The sequence below is a fragment of the Saccharothrix lopnurensis genome (genome assembly GCF_042658445.1).
In the GTDB taxonomy this organism is placed as follows: domain Bacteria; phylum Actinomycetota; class Actinomycetes; order Mycobacteriales; family Pseudonocardiaceae; genus Actinosynnema; species Actinosynnema lopnurensis.
This window is the reverse complement of record NZ_JBHSQO010000036.1, coordinates 1-22,035: the sequence shown is the minus strand read 5'-3', so window position 1 is coordinate 22,035 and position 22,035 is coordinate 1. Positions and strand designations below refer to the sequence as shown.

The following is a 22,035-nucleotide window of genomic DNA, read 5'->3' as shown; positions in this document are numbered from 1 at the left end:
GGCAGGTGCACTCCCACGTCCGTGCAGCCCCCATCGCAGGGTACCGCGACCTCCCGGACGCACAATGGTACTTTCGTGTTCTTGTGAGGTGCACCCCTCCGTGCTAGCGTCCCGGTGGACCGGCAAGCGTCTTTCACATTTACCGGGACGCCACCACAAAGCCGCGATCAATGATTCGACCGGAGCCTCGACGTGGAATACCGGCGTTTTCGGGCACGGCCGCGCCGGTGGGAGCCGCGTGCCGTCGATCCGCGTCGCGGCAGACACCGGGGGGATGAGCTTTGCCCGACCACGCGGCGCCCGACCACGCGGCGCCCGACCACGCGGCGCCCGACCACGCGGCGCCCGCCTCGGAGCCGGACACCACCTTCGCCGACGTCCTCGCCGGGCTCGACCGGGACGGCCGCGGGCTGTCCTTCACCGGCGGCGACCGGGAACGCCGGATCGACTTCGCGGAGTTGGGCGCGCTCACCCGCGACCTCGCGGCGCGCTGGGCCGGCCTGGGCGTCCGGCGCGGCGATCGCGTCGTGCTGGTCGTCGCGGACGAACGCGAGTTCGCCCTGCTGTTCCTGTCCGCGTTGCGCGCCGGGGTGGTGGCGGTACCCGTCTACCCGCCCTACCGGATCGGCCAGTTGGAGTCCTACCCCGCCGACCTCCGCCGCTCCCGCGCCGCCGTGGCGGCGGTCTGCTGCGTGGTCGGCGCAGCGCTGCGCGAGTTCGTCGAGGGCGCGCTCGGCGGGGTCCCGGTGCACACCCCCCAGGACCTGGCGGGCGCCCCGCCCGGCCCGGTCCACGCGCCGCGCCCGGAAGACGCGGCGTTCCTCCAGTTCTCCAGCGGCAGCACCGGAGCGCCGAAGGCCGTGACGATCAGCCACCGCGCGCTGCTGGCGAACGCGCGTGCCATCCGCGGCGTGCTGGCCACCGACGGCGACCACGACCGCGCGGTGAGCTGGCTGCCGATGTACCACGACATGGGCCTGGTGGGGTTCCTCCTGGTGCCGCTGCTGGACCAGGTGCCGACCTGGTACCTGCCGCCGCTGCGCTTCGCCCGCGACCCGTTGTCGTGGCCCCGGTTGATGAGCGAGGTCGGCGCGTCGATCGCGTTCGCGCCCAACTTCGCCTACGGCCTGGTCGCCAGGCGCGCCGCGAACGCCGACCTCGGCGCGCTCGACCTGTCGCGGTGGCGGGTCGCCGGGTGCGGCGCGGAACCGGTGCACGCGGACACGCTCGCGGCGTTCGCGGACCGGTTCGCCGGCGCCGGGTTCCGCCGCACGGCTTTCATGCCCTCCTACGGCCTGGCGGAGTCGACCCTGGCGGTGGCGCTCACCCCGCGCGACAGCGGTGTCACGACCCTCGCCGCGGACGCCGGGGTCCTGGCGCGGCGAGGCAGGGCGGCACCGCCCACGAGCGCCGGCAGCAGGGTCGTCGACCTGGTGTCCTGCGGACCGCCGGTCGAGGGCGCGGAGGTGCGCGTCGTGGGCCCCGCGGGCGAACCGCGCCCGGACGGGGAGGAGGGCGAGATCGTGGTGCGCGGACCGAGCCTGGCCGACGGCTACCACGGCGACCCGGAGGGCACCGCCCGCGCCTGGCGCGACGGCTGGCTGCACACCGGGGACCACGGGCTCCTGCACGAGGGCCTGCTGTACGTGACGGGGCGGGTGAAGGACCTCATCGTGGTCAACGGCGTCAACTACCACCCCCACGACATCGAGCGGGCGGCAAGCGAGGTGCCCGGCGTGCGGCTGGGCAACGTCGCCGCGCTCGCGGTCCGCGACGGCGACACCGAGGGCGTCCGGCTCGCCGTCGCCACCTCGCGCGAGGTGGATCGCGACACCCTGGCGACCGAGGTCAGGAACGCGGTCAGCCGCCGGATCGGGCTGCCGCTGCGCGACGTGGTGGTGGTGCGCGGTGACCTGCCGAAGACCAGCTCCGGCAAGCTGCGGCGGTCGCGCACGGCGGACCTGCTGGACGAGGGCGGGCTGGTGAGCGGGTCGTGACGACGGGGATCGCCGACGCCCTCGGCCGCATCGCCCCGCCGGGCGGCCTGGTCTGCGCGCTGTGGGCGGAGGGCGACGACCTGGACGGCGCCGCGGCGCGCACGGTCCGGCTGACCCGCGACGCCGCCGGGGTGGGGCCGGACAGCCGGGTGCTCGACCTGGGTGGTCCAGCGGTGGCGGAAGCGCTCCGGAGCGCGCCGGCGGACGCGGCGTTCGACGCGGTGGTCAGCGTTCACGGCCTGGAGCACCTGGCTACGCCGCGGCAACGGGACCGGGGCGAGCACCTGGCCCTGCTGCGGGCGTTCTTCCGCTCCGTGCACCGGCGCACGGCTCCCGGCGCCGTCTTCGCGGTGCACACCACCACCGCCAACCGGCTGCCGCGGCGTCCCGGTCCGGCCCTCGCGCTGGCGCGCGTGAGCCGCGCGCTACCGCTGTGGAGCCTGTGCTGGCGCACGGAGGAGATCGTCAAGGCGTGCGGCGGCGCCTGGGAGGTCCGGACCGTCGACACGCACCGGCGCGACGCCGTGCGCACCGTCCACGCGTGGCTCGACCGGTTGCGCGCCACCGGGCCGGCGGTCGACGACGAGCACGAGGACCTGTTGCGGACCTGCGCGCGGGCATTCGAGGACAGCCACCTGACGTTGACCCGGTTGACGCTGCACCGCGTCGACTGACAACGACCCACCACCGACGACACCCGCAGCGACGACCCCGGGAGGCGCACGACCCGATGGCAGCCACCGACGACGACATCCTGGAGGCGATCCGCGCCGAGGCCACCGCCATGGCGCCGCACCTCGACCCGGCGCGACTGCGGCCGGAAGCGCACATCACCGAGGTGGGCATCGACAGCGTGCAGATGCTGGAACTGGTGGCACGCCTGGAGGAGCGCTTCGACCTGACCATGTCCGACGACGAGCTGTCCGGCGTGGAGTCCGTCGCGGACCTCACCCGGCTGGTGGTCCGCGCGCAGGCCGAGGTGCCCTGATGTCCACCCAGGCCGACATCGAGGTCAGCTACGACGTCGGCAACGAGTTCTTCGCGCTGTGGTTGGACGAGGAGCGCAACTACTCGTGCGCGCTCTGGGAGGACGGAGACGACCTGGAGGCCGCGCAGCGGCGGAAGTTGTCCTACCTCGGCGACCTGGCGGGCACCGGGCCCGACACCGCCGTGCTGGACGTCGGCTGCGGCTGGGGGGCGAACCTGGCCCACCAGGCCGCCGAGCGGGGCGTGCGGCGGCTGCACGGCATCACGCTGAGCCCGGCCCAGTTCGGCGCGGTCCGGGAACGGGCGATCCCCGGTGCGACGGTCGAGCTGTGCGACTACCGGGACTTCACACCCGCCGAGCCGTTCGACGCGGTGATCTCGATCGGCATGGTGGAGCACATCGCCCGACCCGCCGACGTGTGGTCCGGCGCCAACCTGGCGATCTACCGGGACTTCTTCCGCCGGGCGCACCGCTGGACCAGGCCCGGCGCCAGGTTCGCGCTCCAGGTGATCCTGCGCGACCGCGTGCCCCGCGACCGCGCCGACCTCGCCGAGCTGCGCTGGGTGACCAACTCGATCTTCCCGGGCGGCATGAGCCCGCGGCTGGAGGACGTGCTGGCCACCGCCGAGCCGTACTGGGAGGTCGTCGGCGTGCGCACCCGGCGCGAGCACTACCGGCGGACCTGCGCGGAGTGGCTGCGGCGGCTGCGGGCGAACGAGCGGCTGGTGCGGCGGCGGTGGGGCGACCGGACGTTCCTGGACCACGAGCGCTACCTGTCGGTCTGCGTCCTCGCGTTCGCCAAGCGGTACCAGAGCCTCGGCCAGTTCTGCCTCGAACGAAGGAGCACCCCGTGAGCTACCTCAGCGAGAAGGAGCTCTACCGGAAGTACATGGAGTTCTTCGAGACCGCCGAGCGCAAGCGCCGCTGGCGCGTGTTCGACGACATCGACTGGGACCTGGCCGGGAAGGTCGAGCCCACCGACGACGCGGTGCTGTGCGCGGAGACGTTCTGCGCGGTGGAGTCCTACATGCCCGACTACGTCGCGGAGGGGCTGAACCTGGTCCGCGAATCCTTCGGCCAGGCGTGGTGGCACGTCAACTGGGGCTACGAGGAGGCCAAGCACGCCTTGGCGCTGAGGGAGTACCTGGTGCGCACCGGTCGGCGCACGATGGACCAGATGATCGACTTCGAAGCCGACGTCCTGCGCAAGCGGTGGACGCTGCCGTTCGGCACCATCCGCCAGATGGTCTGCTACGGCGCCCTCCAGGAGAAGACGACCTGGATGATCTACCGCAAGCAGATGCTGGCCACCCGCGGTTCCGGTGACGAGCTGCTCACCTCCATCTACCGGTTCATCTCCCGTGACGAGGCGGCGCACGGCGGCTTCTACCTGGACGTCATCGGCAGCTGCCTGGCCGAGGACCGGGAAGGCACCATCTCGGACCTCCACCACGTGTTCTCCCGGTTCACCATGCCCGCTTACGACCTGGTCCCCGACTACGAGAGCAGGGTGCGGGTGATGCGGGCCGTGGGCATCGACCGCAAGGCGTTCCTGCGCGAGGTGTTCCTGCCGATCATGTCCCGGCTCCAGGTGGGCCGACGCGAGCTGGCTCGCGCGGCGGCGCAGGAAGCGGCGCGGCGGCAGGAGGGCGAGCTCCCGACCCCACCGGGCTGAGTCGAGAGCCCCGGACGCGCGGCAACCGGTGTCAACCCCGGTTCGCGACCTCGCGCAGGAAGTCGCGAACACCGGTTTTCCGCATGACCCAGGAGGTCAACCTCGGTGATATCGCGCTGACCACGTCGGCGACCCGTTCCACCACCGGCGCGACGGTGATCTCGACCCTGTTCTCCCGCGCGCAGCGCAGCACCGCACGAGCCACGTCATCGGGCCCGACCTCACCGAGCAGGGCCGGGCGGCGCACCGGCCAGCGCTCGGAGATGCCGACGTCGGAGACCGCGGTCGGGTGCACGACGGAAACCCCGACGCCCGTTCCGCGCAGCTCCTCGTGCAGCGACCAGGTGAAGCCGGTCAGGCCGTGCTTGGCCGAGGCGTTGACCACACCGTAGGGATAGGGCACGCGCCCGGCAACCGAGCCGATGTTCACCACCTGGCCGCGACCGGCGGCCAGCAGGTGCGGCAGGACCAGCCTGGTGAGCGCCTCCACGCCGAACAGGTTGACCATGAGGAGCCGCCGGATCTCCTCGACCGGGATCTCCTGGAACCTGCCGACGCGCTCCAGGGCGGCGTTGTTGACGAGCAGGGCGGGCGGACCGAGTTCGGCGCGCACCACGTCCACGACGCGACGCTGCGCGCCTTCGTCGGACACGTCGGCCGGCACCACGAGCGGCTCGGGACCGCGGCGCGCGATCACCGACGCCGTCTCGCGCAAGCCGTCCTCCGAGCGAGCCACCAGCGCCAGCCGGACACCGGCCCGCGACAGGTGGTCGGCGATCACCGGGCCGATGCCGCGTGATGCCCCGGTGAGAATTCCGACTGCGCCGTTCAATTCCAGCATGTATCCCCCGCCCGGAATAATTCTGGCGCACCCAGGTTAACACCGAAAACGGACCCCGCCGATCACGCGGAGCACCACTTCCCCCTTCCGGACCATTCCCGTGCTGCTACCGTGAAAACACATACGCACCCGTCATCCCGCTTCCGGCCGTCTTGCCGTTCGCGTACCGAGGGGGTTCCCATGCCGAACACCGCAGGGCGATCGCGTTCACCGGGAACCGGGACACCACCGGGTCCCCGGTTGCCCGCGTCGGTGCAGACGGTCCTGTACTCGCGCTACCGGCACCGGCTGTTCCCGCTGCTGCGGCGGCGGTACGGCGACGCGTTCGCCCTGCGGCTCACCGCACCGCCCCGGCACATGGTGGTGATCTGCGATCCGGACGACATCCGCCAGGTGTTCGCCGCCTCTCCCGAGGTCGCGCACGCCGGGAAGGGCAACGGGATCATGGGGCCGGCGCTGGGCATGCGGTCGATCCTGCTCGCCGACGGCGACGAGCACCGGCGCGCTCGCAGGCTGCTGGTGCCCGCGTTCAGCGGTGCGGCGCTGCGCGGGTACGAGGCGCTGGTGGCGGACCTGGCACGCGCGGAGGTCGTCCGGTGGCCGCGGACCACCGCCTTCCCGGTGCACCGGCGGATGCAGGCGGTCACCCTGGAGGTGATCCTCCAGGTGGTGTTCGGCGTGACCGACGCGGCGAAGCTGGCCGCCCTGCGCCCACTCGTGCGCACGATCGCGGACATCGGCCCGGTCACCTTGCTGGGCCTGCCGTTCCACGCGTTGCGCCTGGTGGACCCGTGGCGCCGGTACGCCCGCGCCCGGCGGGAGCTGCACGAGCTCCTCCAGGCCGAGATCGTCGAACGCCGCCGCGAGGGCGACCTCACCGAGCGCGTGGACGTGCTGTCGCACCTGCTGCGGGCCACCGCCGACGAGGAGGACGGGTTCACCGACGAGGAACTGCGCGACCAGATGGTCACCCTGCTGCTGGCGGGGCACGAGACCACGGCGACCGCGCTGGCGTGGTCGCTGCACGACCTCGCGCGCGACCCGGCGGAACTGCGCACCGCGCAGCAGGCCGCCGACCTCGGTGACGACGCCCACCTCACCGCAGTGGTCAGGGAATCCTTGCGGCTCAAGCCCGTGGTGCACGAGATAGCCAGGCAGCTGACCGAGCCGCTGGACGTCGGTGGCCGCCTGCTGCCCGCCGGGATCACCGTGCTGCCGGCCATCGGGCTGGTGCACGCCGACGCCGCCCACCACCCGACCCCCGACCGGTTCCACCCGGACCGCTTCCTCTCCGGACAGCCGGCAGCGAACACCTGGATACCGTTCGGCGGCGGGGTGAGGCGCTGCCTGGGCGCGGGGTTCGCCCTGATGGAGGCCACCATCGTGCTGCGCGAGGTGCTGCGCCACCACCACCTGGCGCCGGACCGGCCACGCCGCGAGCGGCAGCGCGCGCACAACGTCACCCTGGTACCCGCGCGAGGCAGCCGCCTGGTCGTGTCGGCGCGGTGACGCGCCGGCCGAGTCGGCGCGGTGATGCCCTCCGTCGACCTTCGCGGAGAACGTGGTGGATGATCGGGCGCGGTATCGACTGGGCAGGCGAGCACCACGACGTCGCACTCGTCGACGAGCACGGCGGTCCGGTCGCCCGACGACGCGCCGCCGAGCCCGTCGAGGGCTTCACCGAACTGCTCGGCGTGGTCGCCGAGGCCGGGGACACCGACCACCACCCGATCCCGTGGCCATCGAGACCCCGCGCGGTCCGCTGGTCGCGGCCCTCGGGCCACCGGCCGCGGGATGAACCCGATGGCCGTGACCCACTACCGGGAACACCATTCGACCCCGGGTGGGAAGTCCGACCACGTCGACGCCGTGGTGCCGGCCGACATCCTGCGCACCGGCGGCTGCCCGCCGACACCGAACCGGCCCGCTCGATCGCGGTCCCGGCCCGTGCCTGGCAGGACGCGACGTGGCGACGCACCCGCGCCGGCACCGCACGGTCATCGGTTCGCCGGCGCGGGCTCGCCGCCCGGAGGTGGCCCACGGCGTCGACCGCGGTTCGCGTGAACTCGGCGAACCCCGCGGCCGGGTCGTCGATCGGCAGGTCCGGCGCGGTTCCGGTTCGACGAGCCCGAAGCCGCCACAACCGGGCTCACCACCGCGGTGGCCGGCAGCTCGGCGGTCACCGGTCAGGCGTACCAGGTGGGTTGCGGGATTTCGCCGAGCAGTGCGTAGCGGCCGACCTCGGCGCGTTTGTGGGCGGTGGGGTCGTAGAGGCTGTGGGTGCGGATGTCGCGCCAGAAGATGTCCAGGCCGACGCTGGTGGCGGTGGCGGTGGCGGTGGCGGTGGCGCGGGCGCCGGTGACGTCGAAGACCCGGGTGCCGATCTCCAGGCCGGTGTCGATCGCGCGCTGCTTGGCGGCGGCGACCAGCACGACCACGACGACCAGCACGACGACCACGTCCACCGAGGTCCCGTCCCGGGGCTGCTCGGCCACCTTCCGCACCACCTCCCAGTGGTCCGGCGGCTTCCAGGCCGAGGTGCGCGTGACCGCCGGGTCCACCGCCATCACCGGCTGGGCGGTCACCTGGTCCTTCACCAACGGTGAGCGGATCAACTCGATCTGGGGCGCCACCACGACCTCGAACGGGACCTCGGTCAGCGCCCGCAACGCGGCCTACAACGGCTTACTCGCCGCCGGGGCCTCCGGCACCTTCGGCTTCGTCGCCTCCGGCACCGCCGGAACCCCCGTCCTCAGCTGCACCGCGTCCTGACCCCCGTGCGCTCCCGACCCGCCTGACCGGCTCCGCAGCGGTGACCGACGGGTCGGGAGCGCACCACGCGACGACAGCGCCCCGCACCGGGCCTGTCCACGACGGTCGGCTGCCGGTCTCGACGCGGTGGGCCGGGCGGCACGAGCAGCGGGCGGACCGTACCCGGCTCCTCCCGACACCGGGACCGATCCGCGCGGACCCCGGCGATCCCGCGGTTGCCCCGCGGTCTGCTCAACGCCGCACCGGTCGCCGCGGTTGCCGCTGATCGTGCCCGTAGGCCACGCCGCGTCACCCTATCGGGCAAATACCCGATAGGGTGACAAAGTCATGATCCACACCGCCCGTGAAGGGATGTCACCCGTGGCTGTTTCGGTCAACCTGGACTCGCAGTTGGACAAGGCTTATGAGGGTCTGACCGTGTCCGAGGTCCTCGACGCGCCCGTCGCCGCGCTGGCCGGCGTCAGCGAGGCCGACGCGGAGAAGCTCGACGCGGCCTTCGGGATCAAGACCGTCCGCGACCTGGGCACCAGCAAGTACTTCACGCTCGCCGCCGCGCTGGTCGACCTGGAGTCCGCCGCCAAGTAGGCGCTCACGCCCCGTGTCCCGGTGGCGGACGGCGTCCGCCACCGGGACACGGGGCGGTCGGGCAGGGAGCACGTCCGCTTCAGACGAGCCGGACGCGGTCCGGTTCCGCGTACCCGGTGCCACCGGCGACGTGGGGAAAGCCCTTCGCCAGGCGGATCGCGTTGCAGCCGGCCCCAGGTCGACCGCGGTGCTCGCGGTGGCGCCGAACCGGCCCCGGCCGGCGGTCGGCGGGTAGCTCACCGTCGACCAGCCGCTGCCGATGAGGGCCGGGCCGTGCGTAGCGGTCACTCTTGTGGTGGTGCGCAGCGCCGGTACCGCGACCCCGCCGACCCGGGCTCGCGTGAAAACGGGGCGCCGGTGCGGCGCCCCGCTTCGGGGTGTGCGGGTGGGCGCTGGTCGCGCAGCACGCTCGGTGTCGTGCTGGGGGAGGCAGACGCCCACCGCGGTCAGCGGGTGGCGCGCAGGCGCAGCAGCTGCCCCGAGTTGTCGCCCATGCCGGTGGTGCGGTTGGTGAGGTAGATGTCGCCGTTGGGTGCGACCGCCACGCCGCCCGGGTGCTCCAGGCCCTCGCGGGCCAGGACGGTTCTGGTGCCGTCGCGCTCGACTCGGATCAGGCGGCCCGTGCGGTCCGGCGAGTCGAAGCCCTTCTCGGCCAGTTCCAGGATGAGCATCCTGCCCCGGTTGTCGAAGGTCATGTCGATGATGCCGGTGAACCCCCGCGCCACGACGGTGGGCGTGCGCCCGGGGACGAGTCGCCAGACCCTGGCCGCGCCGATGCGGGTCGGTTCGCCGCTGTACTCGCTGATGTAGAACGCGCCGTCGGGGCCTCGGGTGATGGCGCTGGGCACGGACTCCACCACGGTGTCGCCGATGACCTGGTCGGGCAGCAGGGCGACCATGCGGACGGTGCCGTCGTCGCCCGCGAACAGGATGTTGTTGCCGCCCGCCTCCGCCACCAGCGCGCCACCGGGCACGGGGACGATCCCGTAGGCGTTGGTGTTGACGTCGGCCTTGTGCGGGTTGTGGGTCTGCTCGAACGCCAGCAGGTCGCCGCGCGGCACGAGGTCGCCGCCGGGCGTGACGACGCCGGTCTGCCCGAGGCCGCGGGCCCCGGCACCCAGGCCGTCCCGGGTGGACATGCGCCCGCCCAGGCCGAACACCACCAGGACGCGGCCTCGGTCCACGGCCACGTCGTGCAGGCCCAGCACGGAGAACTCGTTGATGACCGACGGCAGGCCCTCGGCGATGCGGGTGGCGCGGCCGGAGCGCGGCGAGTACGCGGTGACGGCACCGGTGAGGCCGAAGCACGCCGGGTAGTCGCCCACCCCGGGCGCGCACGGCGCGGGGCCGCCGCGCCCCGCCTCGGTGACGAGCACCCGGTTGCCCCAGGCGTCCCAGGTGAGCCCTCGTGGTGTGTCCAAGCCGCTCGCGACCACTTCGACGGCCGTCCGGCCGGGCCCGTGCCGGTCACCCGCGGCGCTCGCGGGCACCGCGGCCACGACGACCGGCACGAGCAGCGCGGCGGCTGCGGTCAGCACGGTTGCGCGTTGGAACATGGCACCTCCTCATAGTCCACATAGGTCCAGATCGGTCCACTGCGGTGCCAATTTGCTATCAGTTGCAGTATCCATGGTCAATTCACGCCCGCCTCGCCACCGCACGAAATCCCACTTGAAAAGCTTCGACCACAGAGTTTTTGCTGGTCAGTCGGTTGACCGAAAGCTGAGCCATTCCCCCACCTCGCTGGTGAATAGTTGAGTCATCCCGATCCGAGGAGGCTGCGTGTCCGGAGCAGCCACGTCGTGGGACCCGGCCGGTGGGGGTGCACCCGGTGGAGGTGACCTGGTGCGCCTGCCTGCCGACCGGTCGCGGTGGCTGGTGCCCGGCCAGGCCAGGCCGGGCGCGCCCCGGCTGTACTGCTTCCCGCACGGCGGCGGTTCGGCCGCCGAGTACGCGCGGTGGGGTGCCGCGCTGCCCGGGTTCGAGGTGCACGCCGTGCACCTGCCCGGCCGCGGCGCCCGGCCTGCCGAACCGCCGCTGACCGACCTGGACTCGCTGGTGGCCGCGCTGGTGCGGGCCGTGCCGTTCGGCGTCACCGGTCCGTACGCGTTCTTCGGCCACAGCCTGGGCGCGCTGGTGGCGCACGAGGTGAGCCGGGTGCTGTGGGAGGCGGGCGAGGCACCGCCGGGGCACGTCGTGGTGTCGGCGTTCCCCGCGCCCTCGCGGGTGCGGGTGACGGCCCCGGTGCACGACCTGCCCACCCAGGAACTGGTGACGGAGGTGGCGCGCCGCCACGGCGGCCTGCCGCCCGAGGTGCTGGCCAGCCCCGCGCTGCGCGCGCTGACGGCCAACGCGCTGCGCGCCGACTACCGCGTGCTGGAGACCTACGCGTGGCGGCCCGGTCCGCCGGTGCCCGTGCCGCTGACCGTGTTCGCGGGCCGTGACGACGGGATCTCCGAGGCCGAGCTGCGCGCGTGGGGGGCTCACACCACCGAGCCGGTGGACGTTCGGCTGTTCCCCGGCGGGCACTTCTACCTGCGCGAGGACACGCCGGCGGTGCAGCGGGCGCTGGCCGGCGCGCTCACCCGGCCGCGCCGGGCGGTGGGGGTGTGAGGCGGTGGGGGTTGTGAGGCGGTGAGGGTGTGAAGCCGTGGGCGTGAGAGGCGGTGGGCGCGCGAGGCCGTGGGCGCGGCTCGATGCCCCGTCCGGTCCTGGCGGGCGGGGCATCGGAGCCGGCGACGGCGGAAGCACTGCCGCCACCGCTCAGGGAAGGCGAGCACTCCAGGTGTCGCGCCTCGTGCGCGGTCCCGCGGCCTGCTCGCCGTAGTTGTCGTGGACGGCGACCCCGGTGAAGCCCGCCGCGGTCAGCGCCGCCTCCACCTCGTCCCGGTCGAACCACCGCTGCTGGTGGCGTTCTCGCGCCACCTCGCGACCGTCCGGGTCGGTCAGGGTCACCAGGTACTCGTAGTGCGCCGACCCGGGCTCGTGGCGGGTGTCCCAGGTGTAGCCGAAGTCGTCGAACCGCTCGCCGAACCCGCCCATCGCCGCGATGGCCTCGAAGCTCAGCCGGGTGCTCAGGTCGAACACCACGACCCCGCCGGGCTCCAGGGCCGTCGCGATGTGGCCCAGCGTCCTGGCCAGCGCGTCCTCGCCGGTGAGGTAGTTCGCGCCGTCGAAGCACATCAGGGCCGCGTCGAACCGGCCCAGCCGGGCCAGCCGCTCGTCGGGGAGCACCAGCTCGACCAGCTCCGTACCGGGTGCGGCGCGTCGCCGGGCGATGTCGAGCATCTCCGGCGACGCGTCCACCCCGGTCACCCCGAACCCCTGCTCCTGCAACCGCCGCACGGTCACGCCGGTGCCGCAGCAGATGTCCACCACCGAGCGGACCTCGCGGCCCGCCTCGGCGAACCGCCGGGAGGTGAAGGCGAACCACTCCTCGTAGGGGATGCGGTCCGCCGCCATCCACCGGTCGTACACGCCCGCGATCCCGCCGTACGGCGGCTTCGCGGCAACCGGTCCGCGAGCCACGTCAGACCGCCTCGGCGACGGTCCAGCCCGACTGCTGCGCCAGGTAGCGGCAGCCGTTGACCTCGACCGCCTTCCGGTCCAGCAGCCAGGTCCAGAACGGCAGCGTCACGTCCGGGTACGGCACGCCGGACAGGTCGAAACCCGGTTCGGCCTGCTCGTAGCCGCGGGTGCGGATGCCGCCCGGGTCGACGAACACCACGCCCGCGCCGCTGTCGGCGATCTCCGCCGCCATGATGCGCGAAGCCTGGTCCAGCGCCGCCTTGCTGGCGCCGTAGATGCCCGCGCACGGGAACACCTCCACCGCGGCCTCGCTGGACAGGTTCACCACCAGGCCGCCGGACTCGACCAGCAGCGGCACCGCCAGTTGGGCCAGCGCCACCGGCGCCGTGACGTTGGTGCGCAGCACCAGGTCGAACGAGTCCAGCGGGTGGTCCAGCAGCGGCCGGATCGGGCTGACCCCCATCACGGAGGCGTTGTTGACCAGCCAGTCCAGGCCACCCAGGCCGGCCGCGGCGGCGACCAGGCGCTCCCGGTGCCCGGGGTCGCCGACATCACCGGGCAGCGCCACGACCTCGGCGCCGCTACCGCGCAGCCGCTCGGCGACGACGTCGAGGTCGTCCGCCGTCCGCGCGGTCAGCACCACGGCCCAGCCCCGTTCGGCCAGGAACCCGGCCAGGGTCTCCCCCAGCCCGGTGCTCGCGCCCGTGACCAGGGCGACCCGACGCCGCCCGGTGTGTCCGTTCATCGCAAACCCCTCCGTGGTGTTCTAGGTGGACAGTCGGATGCCGTGCTCCGCGTAGCAGCGCACCAGGGTCAGGGCCTCGCCCCAGCCCGTGGCGCACTCGGCGAAGCGCCGCAGCCCCGCCTCGGTCTGCGGCAGGTCGGTCTCCACCACCTGGAGCCACGTGCCCTCGGCGTGCGGCGCGGTGGTGAAGGTGACCAGCGAGGGCGGGGAGCCCCAGGTGAACGCGAAGCGCTCACCCGGGTCGCACGCCACGACCTCGCCCTCGTCGGTCATCGCCGACCCGTCGTCGGTCCAGCCCTTCCAGACCAGGTGCACGGGACTGCCCACCCTGGGCTCGAAGCTCGACCCGTCGGTGAACCACCTGTCCCAGCCGGCGCCGCTGGACAGCAGCTCGAAGACCGCCGCCGGTGCGGCGCGGACCTTGGTGGAGTGCAGGATGTCCGGCACGACCACGGCCGGTTCCGCCGAGAAGGTGCCCGAGGTGCTCATGATCGCGTTCTCCCCGGTGCTCACTCGGCCGCTGCGGAGTAGGCGGGCAGCAGCTCCAGCCACCGGGCGTCGGAGTCGGCCACGGGCTCGCGGCCCTGGAGCCGCGCCTCCATCGCGTCGGTGTACATGTGCCAGCCGGCGCAGTAGTCGGCCGGGTCGACCTCCGGCGGCAGGTCGCCGTGCCGCAACCGCAGCAGGGTGCCGTCGCCGGCGGGGCTGATCTCCACCCGCAGCACCGAGTCGGCGGACTCGCCGATGTAGCGCCACGTGTGCTCCAGCAGCTCCGGCTCGCGCCACCGCAGGACGCGGCAGGTGATCGTGTCGCCGTGGTCGCCCCGACCCTCCAGCACGTACTCCTGGTCGGGGCCCGGGACGCCGGCCAGCACCGGGCCGAACCAGGACGGCAGCAGCGCCGGGTCGGTCCAGGCGGCCCAGACGGCGTCGGGGGTGCCCGGCAGCACCCGCTCCAGGCGCGCCTCGCGCCTGGTCCGGGACGCCTGCCCGAGCAGGGTGGTCGTCGTTTCGCTCATGACGAGCTCTCTCCTTCCGGTGATCGCGCCGGGCGCGATCGGTTGGTGCGTCGTTTTCGGAGGGGACCGGAGGAGCGCACCGCTAGGCGGTGCCGGACGCCGGGGTGGGCGTCGCGGGTTCGGTGGCGGGTTCCCCGTCGGGCTCGGGTGCCCGGTCGGCCTCGCCGACCGCGCGGTCCAGCGCCAGCAGGCCGATGCCCAGGCCGCTCAGCAGCACCAGGACCATCGCGGTGTTGAGGCTGGTCAGGTCGGCCAGCCAGCCGTAGACGGTCGGGGTGGCGATGAACGCGCCGTACGCGGGCAGCATCATCGCGGCCGCGACCAGGCCGGTGTGGCTGGGCGCCACGCGGGCCGACGCGCTCAGGCAGGTGGGCTGGACGCCGGCGATCGCGATGCCCATGAGGACGAACGCGAACACCGACAGCGCCACCGACGGTGCCACGACCAGGACGACACCGGACACCGCGGTGCCCCCGCCCGAGATGAGGAACGACCTGCGCACGCCGAGCCTGCGCACCATCCACGCGTTGATCAGCCTGCCGATCATCATCATGAGGCTGAAGAGCGCGAACGCGGCGCCGCCCACGACGATGGGCGCGTCGAGGAGCTGGTCGACGTAGATGACCGACCAGACCTGCACGATGCTCTCCACCGCGATGGCCAGGACGGTCATGATGAACACGATCCGGAACAGCCGGTTGCGCATCAGCACCCTCGTGCCGACCTGCTCGCCCTGGTCCTCCTCGGCCGCCGCGCCGCGGTCGACGGGCGGGTAGGCGATCAGGAACGACGCCACGAGGACCGGCAGCAGCAGCACCGCGCAGCCGGTGACCACCCACCGGTAGTCGACGCCGGCGCTGATCAGCGCGCCCGCGCCGAGCGCGCTGATCACGGTGCCGCCGCTGTTGATGGCGTACATGACGTTCATGACGTCGCGCCCGCCGTGGTTCTCGATCTCCATGAACACGCTGTTGGTCGCCGTGTCGATCAGCGCCGAGGCGAGACCGGCCAGCACGAAGGCGACCACGAGGCCGAGCAGGCTGGTGCTGATCGCGAGGGTGAGGAGCATCCCGATCATGGCGGCCTGGCCGGCGATGCCCAGCGCGCGGTGGTCGAAGTGCCGGTACAGCCGCTTCGCCGACAGCAACGTCACCAGACCCACGACGGGCAGCGTCAGGTGGGCGGTGCCGAACACCCCGTCGGTGAGGTTCAGGGCGGTCACGACCTTCGCCCAGACGACCGTCATGATGCCGATCGCGATGCCGAAGACGAAGAACTGCGTCCCCGACAGCCAGGACGCCGCGCGCGGGCTCCACGTCGGAGCGGTGCCACCCCCGCCCGAGGTCCTCTCGTCCATACCGGTTGACACCGTCATCTCCTCCTAGGCGGGCGCCGGGGCCCAGTGGGTGCGGGGCTCGGCGAGGTACCGCTCGTGCTCCGCTTCGTTGAACAGGTCGAACAGGGTGCTGAACTCGGCCCGCACGACCCGTCCGATGTCGACGGTCCGGACGAGCTCGTGGTAGAGCACCATCAACTCGGGGTCGGCGTCCACGCGGGGCATGACCTCGTCGTAGTGGGCCCGGTCGTGGAAGTAGGCCAGTTCGGCGTACAGGACCTCGTCGGCGGCGACGTCGACCGAGGACTCGATGTCGGAGCACCCGTACTTGGCCGTCGGGTCGGCCATCTCGAACACGGTGCCGCCGATCGCCCCGTGCCGGCGGAACACCTCGATCGCCCGGTGCACCACCGTCCGGAACTCCTCCTCGCGCGCCCTGGGCACGCGGTGCAGGAACCAGATGACGTACATCGGTGCCCCGGGATCAGATCGAGGCGTGGGCGGCCATGGCGGCGTGGTCCACGCTGCGGACGGCGGAGGAGAACTCGGACCGGGCGACGTGCTGGATGTCCACGGTCTTGACCAGCACCTCGAACAGGTCCACGACCTCCGGGTCGGCGTCGGTGGACGCGGACACGCGCTCGTGGTGCGCCTTGTCGTGGAAGTAGGAGACCTCCACGTACAGCACCTCGTCGCCGCCGATGCCGAGGGCGTTGCCCATCGACCGGCAGCCGAACTTGTCCGTGTCGTCGGTGACGCGCACCAGCTCGCCCCCGAGGGCGCCGTGCCGGCGGAACACCTCGATGGCCTGGCCGACCACGCGCTCGAAGTCGTCGGCGCGGTTCTCCGGGACGCGGTAGACGAACAGCTCCTGGTACATGGGACTCTCCCGTCTGCGGTGTGGCGTGCTCGTGCCACCAAAGTTCGCAGAGCCCGGTACTCACGGACAGTGAGCAGACCACGAATGACGACCTGAGAATCCGAGTCGACGACCATGAAGAAAACACGGTTCCGCGGACACGCCGAACAGGCGGGCGGTGTGCACCGCCCGCCTGTGCTCCGCGCGGTCGGTGATCGCCACCCTCTGCGACCACCGACCGCGCGGTTCGCGCCATCGTGCCTCCCCCGGGGTCAGCGCCCGCCGACGACGTCGGTCGTGCCGTCGGCCTTGCCGTGGCACTTGACGTGGTTGAGGGTCATGTGACCCTTGCCCAGGTAGTCGCCGCTCTTGCCGCGGAAGGTGCCGAACAGCTTGGCGTTGGTCATCGGGCCCGACACCGGGTCCGTCGGGTTCGACAGCTGCACGTGGCCGGCCGTGACGCGACCGGCCTCGACGGCGGCCTGGAGGTTGACCGCGGCCCAGCCGAAGTACCGGCCGCGCACGCTCTGCACGAAGCCGAAGTCGGCCTCGCGGATGCGGTCGGCGCGCTCGCCCTGGCCCAGGATCTCCGCGGTGCCCTTCGGCGCGAGCTCGGTGAACGCGATGCGCTCCAGCGAGATCGGCACCTGCACGGCCTCGCCCTGCTCGACGACACCGCTGGGGTAGAAGTCGCGCAGGGTCTGGGACAGGTAGTTGTGCTCCCAGTACTTCTTGTCGTACTCGACGGAGAAGCCCCGGAACGGGTAGATCTCGTAGTGCGGGGTGCCGTCGTCGTGCAGGCCCTCCAGCATCTTCTCGATCGTCAGGTCGGTCTGGAAGTTGCGGACGTTGGTGGACGCCAGCACCCGGCCCATGATCGAGTCGAACCACTTCGGGGACAGCACGACGCGCACGGCGCCCAGCTCGGGGAACACGACCGTGGTGTAGCCGCTGATGATCAGCGGAACGGTCTGGTCGAAGTTCCCGGTCTCCTCGACCTCGGCCACGCCGTAGACCCGGTTCGGGGCGGTGGCGGTGGCGTCGGCGTACAGCACGCGGGCCCAGTCGGCGACCTCGGGGTCGTCGTCGTCCCGGTGCGACTCCAGCAGCCCGGCGGACTGGGCGCCCGCGGACTTCAGGCCCAGCCACAGCGCGCCGGAGCGGGCCAGGCCGTCGGGCTCCCGGTCCACGTAGTCCCGGATGGCGGGCAGGGCGCCGGCGCCCTGGCGGTCGGCCAGCTCCCACAGCGCCCGCTCGCGCTCCAGGGCCGTCTCCTTCTCGAACGCCGCGGTGCGCAGCTCGGCTTCCGAGCGGGAGTCGTAGGGCAGGTAGTTCTCCGCCATCGGCCGCGCGAAGTCCAGGTGCTCGACCGGGTCGTGGAACCGCTCGGTGCTCGACACGTGCGCGGCGATGCCGATCGGTGTCGAGGTCGTCCTCGTCGTTTCGTTGATCATTTCATGATCCCTTCAAGGGTTCACTATGGAATCGCATAGCCAGTGTTGAACGGCTTTCCGGTGTCGACAAGAGCGGCGGCACGCTCGACCGGTGAATCCTGAGCGAGAGTTGACCGAGAGTTGACCGGCACTGGCCCGAATACCGCAACGGACGGCTTGCCGCGCGGTCGGCGACCGGAAAACCGGCAGACAGCTCGATAGGCGGGATTTGTGCGACGAAGCCTCACAAGTCCACAATGGACTTCACCGACACCGCCGCAGCGAGGCGGAAACCGGTCGGCACCGTTGCCCGACATCCGCGGGCAAGGGCGGCGGCAAGGCCGGTCGGTATCGGACGGCCATCGCAATACCTCCATATAGGTAAGTGTTTCTTAACTGGTACTGCGCTATGCTTTGGCCGAAATCAACCGGGGAGGCGTCATGGCGATCAAGCGGGACTACGGCCAGTTCTGCGGCCTCGCCGGCGCGCTCAACGTGATCGGCGAGCGCTGGACGCTGCTCGTCATCCGCGAGCTGCTGATCGACGGCGTCCGGTTCACCGAGATCATGGACAACCTGCCGGGCATCGGCCCGAACCTGCTCGCCGAACGGCTGCGCGTCCTGGGCGAGCACGGGGTGGTCGAGCAGCTCCCCGTGCGCGGCGACGCCAGGGGCAGGCAGTACCGGCTGACCGAGCTGGGGCGGCGGTTGTGCGGGCCCGTGCTGGAGCTGGCCCGGTGGGGCATGTCGTTCCTGTCCGACGAGGACGGTGCCGGCGTGGTGCGCGGCGAGTGGGGCTTCCTCGCGGTGCAGGCGATGGTCCGCCCGGACGCGGTGCCCGACGAGGACCAGACCTACGAGTTCCGCATCGGCGAGCCGGTGTTCGTCGTCCGCGTGCGCGGCGGCGAGGTGTCCTTCGCCCGCGGCGGCGACCCCGCCGCGGACCTGGTCGTCACCAGCGACCCCGACACGTTCGTGCGCATCGGCGCGCAGATGCTGACCCCGTTCCAGGCGATGGCCGCCGGCCGCATCAGGGTCGAGGGGGACCAGCGGGCGATCCACTGCTGCGTGCGGATGCTCGGGCTCTCCTGAACCCTCAGTGGTGGAGCGCGACCGCCCCGGCGCCGGACCCGCCGGCGCCGGGGCGGTCGTCCCGTGCGGTCAGTCGTCGAAGGCGCGCAGGGCCCGCGCCAGCTCGTCGGGCACCGCCGTGGGCACGACACCGGAACCGGCGCGGCGCATGCAGGCGACGGTCTGGGAGCCCTTGGCCACGAGCGCGCCCGCCCGGTGGAAGTCGAAGCCCATGGCGATCCGGTTGCCGCCGGTGCCGCGCAGGGACATGGCCACGTCCACCGTGTCCAGCGCGAAGCACTCGGCGTAGTAGTCCATCGAGCACGACACCGTCACCAGCGCGAGGTCGCCGCCCGCCAGTTCCTCGAGCACACCGGGCGCGTGGTCGGCCAGGAAGCGCTCGCGGCAGTGGCCCTGCCAGTGCAGGTAGTGCGCGAAGTAGACGTTGCCGACCAGGTTGGTCTCGTCCAGCGTGACCACGTGCCGGTGCGCGTAAGAACTCATCGCCCCTCCCCCAGCGCCACGGCGACGGCGGTGGGACCGCCCGCGCCGAGGACCCTCACCGACGCGGTGACCACCACCGCGTCACCCGCCCGCGCCACGGCCAGGCCGTCCTCGGTGGCGTGGTCGACCCGCAGCGGGGTGCGCGCCGCCGCGCCGAGCTTGAGCAGCGCCTCGCGGGCCGCCCACACGCGGGTGGCGGCGGTCGCGGCGTCCTCGCCGAGCTTGTCGGCCAGCAGCCCCGCCGCGCGCAGGTCGTCGTCGTGCAGCGGGAGCGGCCCGGCGGGCACCTCCTGCCAGTCCACGCCCACCGGCCGGTCGGCCAGCGCCAGCAGCAACCGGCCCCCGTCGCCGGTGCGGCTCGCGCTCGCCTCGCGGCCCGCCACGCGCAACGCGCCCGCCTGGTCGTGCCAGGTCCGCGCGCCGGTGACGGCCGCCGCCGCGACCGTGCTCGGACCGTCGGCGGTGACCAGCTCGACCCCGTCGGCGAGGTCGCACTCGATCAGCCGCCGCGACAGCCACGGGCCGACCAGCTCGCGCGGCATCCCGTCGGGCCAGGGCAGCGGGCCCACGGCCCGCAGCCGCAGCCCCGACCAGCGCGCCACCGCCGCGCCGTCCGGCGCGGTGAGGTCCACGTCGAACACGTAGTCGTCGGCCGTGTGCGCGGTCTCGCGGGCGCGCACCCGCAGCGGGCCGTCGGGCCGCCGCCAGAACGACACCCGGTCCACGCCCACCGGCAGCGCCCGGCGGTGCGGCACGCACGCCAGCAGGGCGTGCAGGGTGGCGTCGTGCGCGCCGGGGTCGCCCAGCAGCAGCCGGGCGGAGTGGAACGCCGAGAACCACCCCGCCGCGTCGTCGGCGGTGACCCACGCCTCCAGCCGGAACGCCGACAGCACGTCGTGCCGCAGCAACCGGCGGAACCTGCCCCGGTGGAACAGCAGGTGGTCGTACCAAGGGTGGGGGTCCCCACCGGGCTCGGGCGGCGCCTGCGCCGGTCGGGGGTCGGGTGGCGGCGCGGCCGGTCCCGCGGTGGCCAGGAAGCGGTCGTGGCCGAACCGGTCGGTGTCCTGGCGCAGCACCACGCGGGTGCGGCCGGCCTCCACGAGGGCCGCCAGCCTCAGCACGGCGCCGCGGGCGTCGTCCACCACGACCGGCTCCCGGAACCGCACGTCGGACATCTCCCACGGCCCGTCGGGCGCGCCGCCGGCCACCAGCGCGGCCTGCGCCATGGCCTCCAGGCCGACCACGGCGGGCAGCACGGGCGACCCGGCTACCCGGTGCTCGGCCAGGTAGGGGTCGGTGCCGGTGCCGACGGCCGCGTCCACCACGGCCTCCACCCCGGCGGTGCGGGTGAGGCGGTGCTCGTCGAAGCGCAGCCACGGCACGGCGGGCCCGGCCGGGTCCAGCACCGGCCCCGACGGGAAGCGCGAGGAGACCAGCACCGTCACCGGCGCGGTGGGCGCGGCGAGCACGTCGACCAGGGCCGCGGTGCCGGTGCGCGGGCCGATCGGCTCGACGCCGCGGCGGCGCAGGCCGTCCAGCACGTCCAGGCGGACGCCCATGCCGATGCCCGACCAGACCGACCACTCGACCACGTGGGCCCGGCGACCCGGGTTGGCCGCCGCCCACGCCTCGACGTCCACGCGCAGCCAGTCGTTGGCCACGCAGTACTCGGCCTGGCCCTCCAGCCCCTGCCGGCCGATGATCGAGCCGAAGCCGACCAGCAGCGCCAGGTCGTCGCCCGCCTCGTCGAGCAGCGCGCGCAGGCCGGTGACCTTGGGCGCCAGCGCGGCCCGCAGGGTCGTCGCGCCCACCTCGGCCAGGCGGCGCGGTTCGTTGACCGCCGCGCCGTGCAGCAGGCCGCGGAGCGGGCCGTGCCCGCGGGCGGCGGCGACCGCGGCGCGGACCTGCGCGGGATCGCCCAGGTCGCAGCGCACGTAGTGCGCGGTCACCCGGGCGCGCAGGTCGGCCAGCGCGGCGAGCACCGCCGGGTCGTCGGGGTCGGAGCGGCCGGTGAGCACCAGCACCGCGCCGGTCCGCTCGGCCAGGTCCGCGGCGCAGTACGCGGTGATGCCGCGCACGCCGCCGGTCACCAGGCACACCTCGCCGGGGCGCAGGTGGAGGTCGGGCCCGGCCGCGCGCTCCCCACCGGCGCCAAGGGCGACCACCGCGGTACCCGCCCGCTCCACCCCGTCGCCGGTCACGCGCAGCTCCAGGTAGCGGCTGCCCACGGCGTCGGCGAGCACCGCCGGGTCGAGCCGGTGCGCCTCCTCCGGCACGTCCACCACCACCGCGGCGCAGCGCAGCTCGGCCACGGCGCTGCGCGCCACGGCGGCGGCGGCCGGGTGGCCCGCGTGCACCACCAGCAGGTGCGCGGGCGCGGAGCCCGCCACCTCGCGGAGCACCGCCGCGACCTCGTCCGGGCCGTCCTCGGCGCTCAGCAGCACCGCCAGCCCCGCCGCGCCGCCGGCGGCGGGCAGCTCGTGCAGCCAGTGCCCGGCGGGCGCGCGGACCGACCAGCGCACCGCCGGGGCGGAGCCGCCCGCGAACGGCTCCCAGGTCGTGGCGAACGCCCGCACCCAGTCCGCCACGCCGGCCGGCGCGGGCGCGTCGGGCGCGGGCTCGGCGGCGGTCAGCGCGGCCTGCACCTCGACCGGCCAGCGCGCCGCGGCGGGCACGAACGCC

At 73.4% G+C, this 22,035-nt stretch carries 22 protein-coding genes and 1 pseudogene; 10 read left to right on the top strand and 13 right to left on the bottom strand.

Translation table 11 applies throughout. The annotated features are described in order from the left end of the window. Positions 1 to 281: 281 nt before the first annotated feature. The 5 genes from ACFP3R_RS27270 to ACFP3R_RS27250 are packed head-to-tail and all read left to right on the top strand — an operon-like array spanning position 282 to position 4,660. Positions 282 to 1,997 carry a fatty acyl-AMP ligase gene (locus ACFP3R_RS27270; protein WP_380639739.1) on the top strand — a complete coding sequence of 572 codons (1,716 nt, stop codon included), beginning with the start codon at positions 282 to 284 and terminating at the stop codon, positions 1,995 to 1,997. After that, the gene (locus ACFP3R_RS27265) at positions 1,994 to 2,671 is read left to right on the top strand and encodes an SAM-dependent methyltransferase (protein ID WP_380639737.1); all 678 of its coding nucleotides are present in this window, start codon (positions 1,994 to 1,996) and stop codon (positions 2,669 to 2,671) included. The genes ACFP3R_RS27270 and ACFP3R_RS27265 overlap by 4 nt, the downstream gene beginning before the upstream one ends. 56 nt (positions 2,672 to 2,727) lie before the next feature. Then, positions 2,728 to 2,985: an acyl carrier protein gene (locus ACFP3R_RS27260; protein WP_380639735.1), complete on the top strand. Its 258-nt coding sequence runs from the start codon at positions 2,728 to 2,730 to the stop codon at positions 2,983 to 2,985. Further along, positions 2,985 to 3,839, top strand: a complete 855-nt coding sequence (locus tag ACFP3R_RS27255; RefSeq protein WP_380639733.1) for a class I SAM-dependent methyltransferase — start codon at positions 2,985 to 2,987, stop codon at positions 3,837 to 3,839. The genes ACFP3R_RS27260 and ACFP3R_RS27255 overlap by 1 nt, the downstream gene beginning before the upstream one ends. Then, the gene (locus ACFP3R_RS27250; protein WP_380639731.1) at positions 3,836 to 4,660 is read left to right on the top strand and encodes an acyl-ACP desaturase; all 825 of its coding nucleotides are present in this window, start codon (positions 3,836 to 3,838) and stop codon (positions 4,658 to 4,660) included. The genes ACFP3R_RS27255 and ACFP3R_RS27250 overlap by 4 nt, the downstream gene beginning before the upstream one ends. A gap of 31 nt (positions 4,661 to 4,691) precedes the next feature. Here the strand turns inward: ACFP3R_RS27250 and ACFP3R_RS27245 are convergent, their stop codons facing one another. After that, a complete protein-coding gene (locus ACFP3R_RS27245) occupies positions 4,692 to 5,492 on the bottom strand; it encodes an SDR family NAD(P)-dependent oxidoreductase (RefSeq protein ID WP_380639729.1) in 801 nt (266 codons plus the stop codon). A 189-nt stretch (positions 5,493 to 5,681) separates the two neighbouring features. Here ACFP3R_RS27245 and ACFP3R_RS27240 point away from each other — a divergent pair, with 189 nt between their 5' ends. Beyond that, positions 5,682 to 7,010, top strand: coding sequence for a cytochrome P450 (locus ACFP3R_RS27240; protein ID WP_380639727.1), 1,329 nt, complete (start codon positions 5,682 to 5,684; stop codon positions 7,008 to 7,010). A gap of 677 nt (positions 7,011 to 7,687) precedes the next feature. Here ACFP3R_RS27240 and ACFP3R_RS27235 read toward each other — a convergent pair. Continuing rightward, a pseudogene (locus ACFP3R_RS27235) lies at positions 7,688 to 7,939 on the bottom strand (acyl-CoA dehydrogenase family protein); the annotation flags it as partial. A 106-nt stretch (positions 7,940 to 8,045) separates the two neighbouring features. On the opposite strand from ACFP3R_RS27235, the gene ACFP3R_RS27230 reads away from it, so the two are divergent. Continuing rightward, positions 8,046 to 8,273, top strand: a complete 228-nt coding sequence (locus ACFP3R_RS27230) for a cellulose binding domain-containing protein (RefSeq protein ID WP_380639725.1) — start codon at positions 8,046 to 8,048, stop codon at positions 8,271 to 8,273. Positions 8,274 to 8,633: 360 nt separating this feature from the next. After that, positions 8,634 to 8,858 (top strand): hypothetical protein, encoded by a 225-nt coding sequence (locus ACFP3R_RS27225; protein ID WP_380639723.1) that lies wholly within the window; start codon positions 8,634 to 8,636, stop codon positions 8,856 to 8,858. A 446-nt stretch (positions 8,859 to 9,304) separates the two neighbouring features. On the opposite strand, the gene ACFP3R_RS27220 is transcribed toward ACFP3R_RS27225, so the two are convergent. Then, the gene (locus ACFP3R_RS27220) at positions 9,305 to 10,414 is read right to left on the bottom strand and encodes a ScyD/ScyE family protein (protein WP_380639721.1); all 1,110 of its coding nucleotides are present in this window, start codon (positions 10,412 to 10,414) and stop codon (positions 9,305 to 9,307) included. 289 nt (positions 10,415 to 10,703) lie between these two features. On the opposite strand from ACFP3R_RS27220, the gene ACFP3R_RS27215 reads away from it, so the two are divergent. After that, positions 10,704 to 11,471, top strand: a complete 768-nt coding sequence (locus ACFP3R_RS27215) for a thioesterase II family protein (protein WP_380639719.1) — start codon at positions 10,704 to 10,706, stop codon at positions 11,469 to 11,471. A 150-nt stretch (positions 11,472 to 11,621) separates the two neighbouring features. On the opposite strand, the gene ACFP3R_RS27210 is transcribed toward ACFP3R_RS27215, so the two are convergent. The 8 genes from ACFP3R_RS27210 to ACFP3R_RS27175 form a co-directional block, all read right to left on the bottom strand. After that, the gene (locus tag ACFP3R_RS27210) at positions 11,622 to 12,386 is read right to left on the bottom strand and encodes a class I SAM-dependent DNA methyltransferase (RefSeq protein WP_380639717.1); all 765 of its coding nucleotides are present in this window, start codon (positions 12,384 to 12,386) and stop codon (positions 11,622 to 11,624) included. A 1-nt stretch (position 12,387) separates the two neighbouring features. Then, positions 12,388 to 13,131 carry an SDR family NAD(P)-dependent oxidoreductase gene (locus ACFP3R_RS27205; protein WP_380639715.1) on the bottom strand — a complete coding sequence of 248 codons (744 nt, stop codon included), beginning with the start codon at positions 13,129 to 13,131 and terminating at the stop codon, positions 12,388 to 12,390. A 21-nt stretch (positions 13,132 to 13,152) separates the two neighbouring features. Continuing rightward, positions 13,153 to 13,620, bottom strand: a complete 468-nt coding sequence (locus ACFP3R_RS27200) for an SRPBCC family protein (protein ID WP_380639713.1) — start codon at positions 13,618 to 13,620, stop codon at positions 13,153 to 13,155. Positions 13,621 to 13,640: 20 nt separating this feature from the next. After that, positions 13,641 to 14,150 (bottom strand): SRPBCC family protein, encoded by a 510-nt coding sequence (locus tag ACFP3R_RS27195; protein WP_380639711.1) that lies wholly within the window; start codon positions 14,148 to 14,150, stop codon positions 13,641 to 13,643. Between the two features lie 82 nt (positions 14,151 to 14,232). Then, on the bottom strand, positions 14,233 to 15,519 hold the full coding sequence (locus ACFP3R_RS27190; RefSeq protein WP_380639709.1) for an MFS transporter: 1,287 nt from the start codon (positions 15,517 to 15,519) through the stop codon (positions 14,233 to 14,235). A 12-nt stretch (positions 15,520 to 15,531) separates the two neighbouring features. Continuing rightward, entirely contained in the window at positions 15,532 to 15,957 is a 426-nt protein-coding gene (locus tag ACFP3R_RS27185; RefSeq protein WP_380639708.1) for a DUF1428 family protein, read from the bottom strand. A 13-nt stretch (positions 15,958 to 15,970) separates the two neighbouring features. Then, positions 15,971 to 16,366, bottom strand: a complete 396-nt coding sequence (locus ACFP3R_RS27180; RefSeq protein WP_380639706.1) for a DUF1428 family protein — start codon at positions 16,364 to 16,366, stop codon at positions 15,971 to 15,973. A 251-nt stretch (positions 16,367 to 16,617) separates the two neighbouring features. Then, positions 16,618 to 17,799 (bottom strand): hypothetical protein, encoded by a 1,182-nt coding sequence (locus tag ACFP3R_RS27175; RefSeq protein ID WP_380639704.1) that lies wholly within the window; start codon positions 17,797 to 17,799, stop codon positions 16,618 to 16,620. A gap of 420 nt (positions 17,800 to 18,219) precedes the next feature. Here ACFP3R_RS27175 and ACFP3R_RS27170 point away from each other — a divergent pair, with 420 nt between their 5' ends. Continuing rightward, positions 18,220 to 18,870, top strand: a complete 651-nt coding sequence (locus tag ACFP3R_RS27170; protein WP_380639702.1) for a winged helix-turn-helix transcriptional regulator — start codon at positions 18,220 to 18,222, stop codon at positions 18,868 to 18,870. 69 nt (positions 18,871 to 18,939) lie between these two features. Here the strand turns inward: ACFP3R_RS27170 and ACFP3R_RS27165 are convergent, their stop codons facing one another. After that, the gene (locus ACFP3R_RS27165) at positions 18,940 to 19,353 is read right to left on the bottom strand and encodes an acyl-CoA thioesterase (protein ID WP_380639700.1); all 414 of its coding nucleotides are present in this window, start codon (positions 19,351 to 19,353) and stop codon (positions 18,940 to 18,942) included. Continuing rightward, a partial coding sequence (locus ACFP3R_RS27160) for an SDR family NAD(P)-dependent oxidoreductase (protein WP_380639698.1) occupies positions 19,350 to 22,035 on the bottom strand: 2,686 nt, incomplete at its 5' end. The genes ACFP3R_RS27165 and ACFP3R_RS27160, both read right to left, overlap by 4 nt.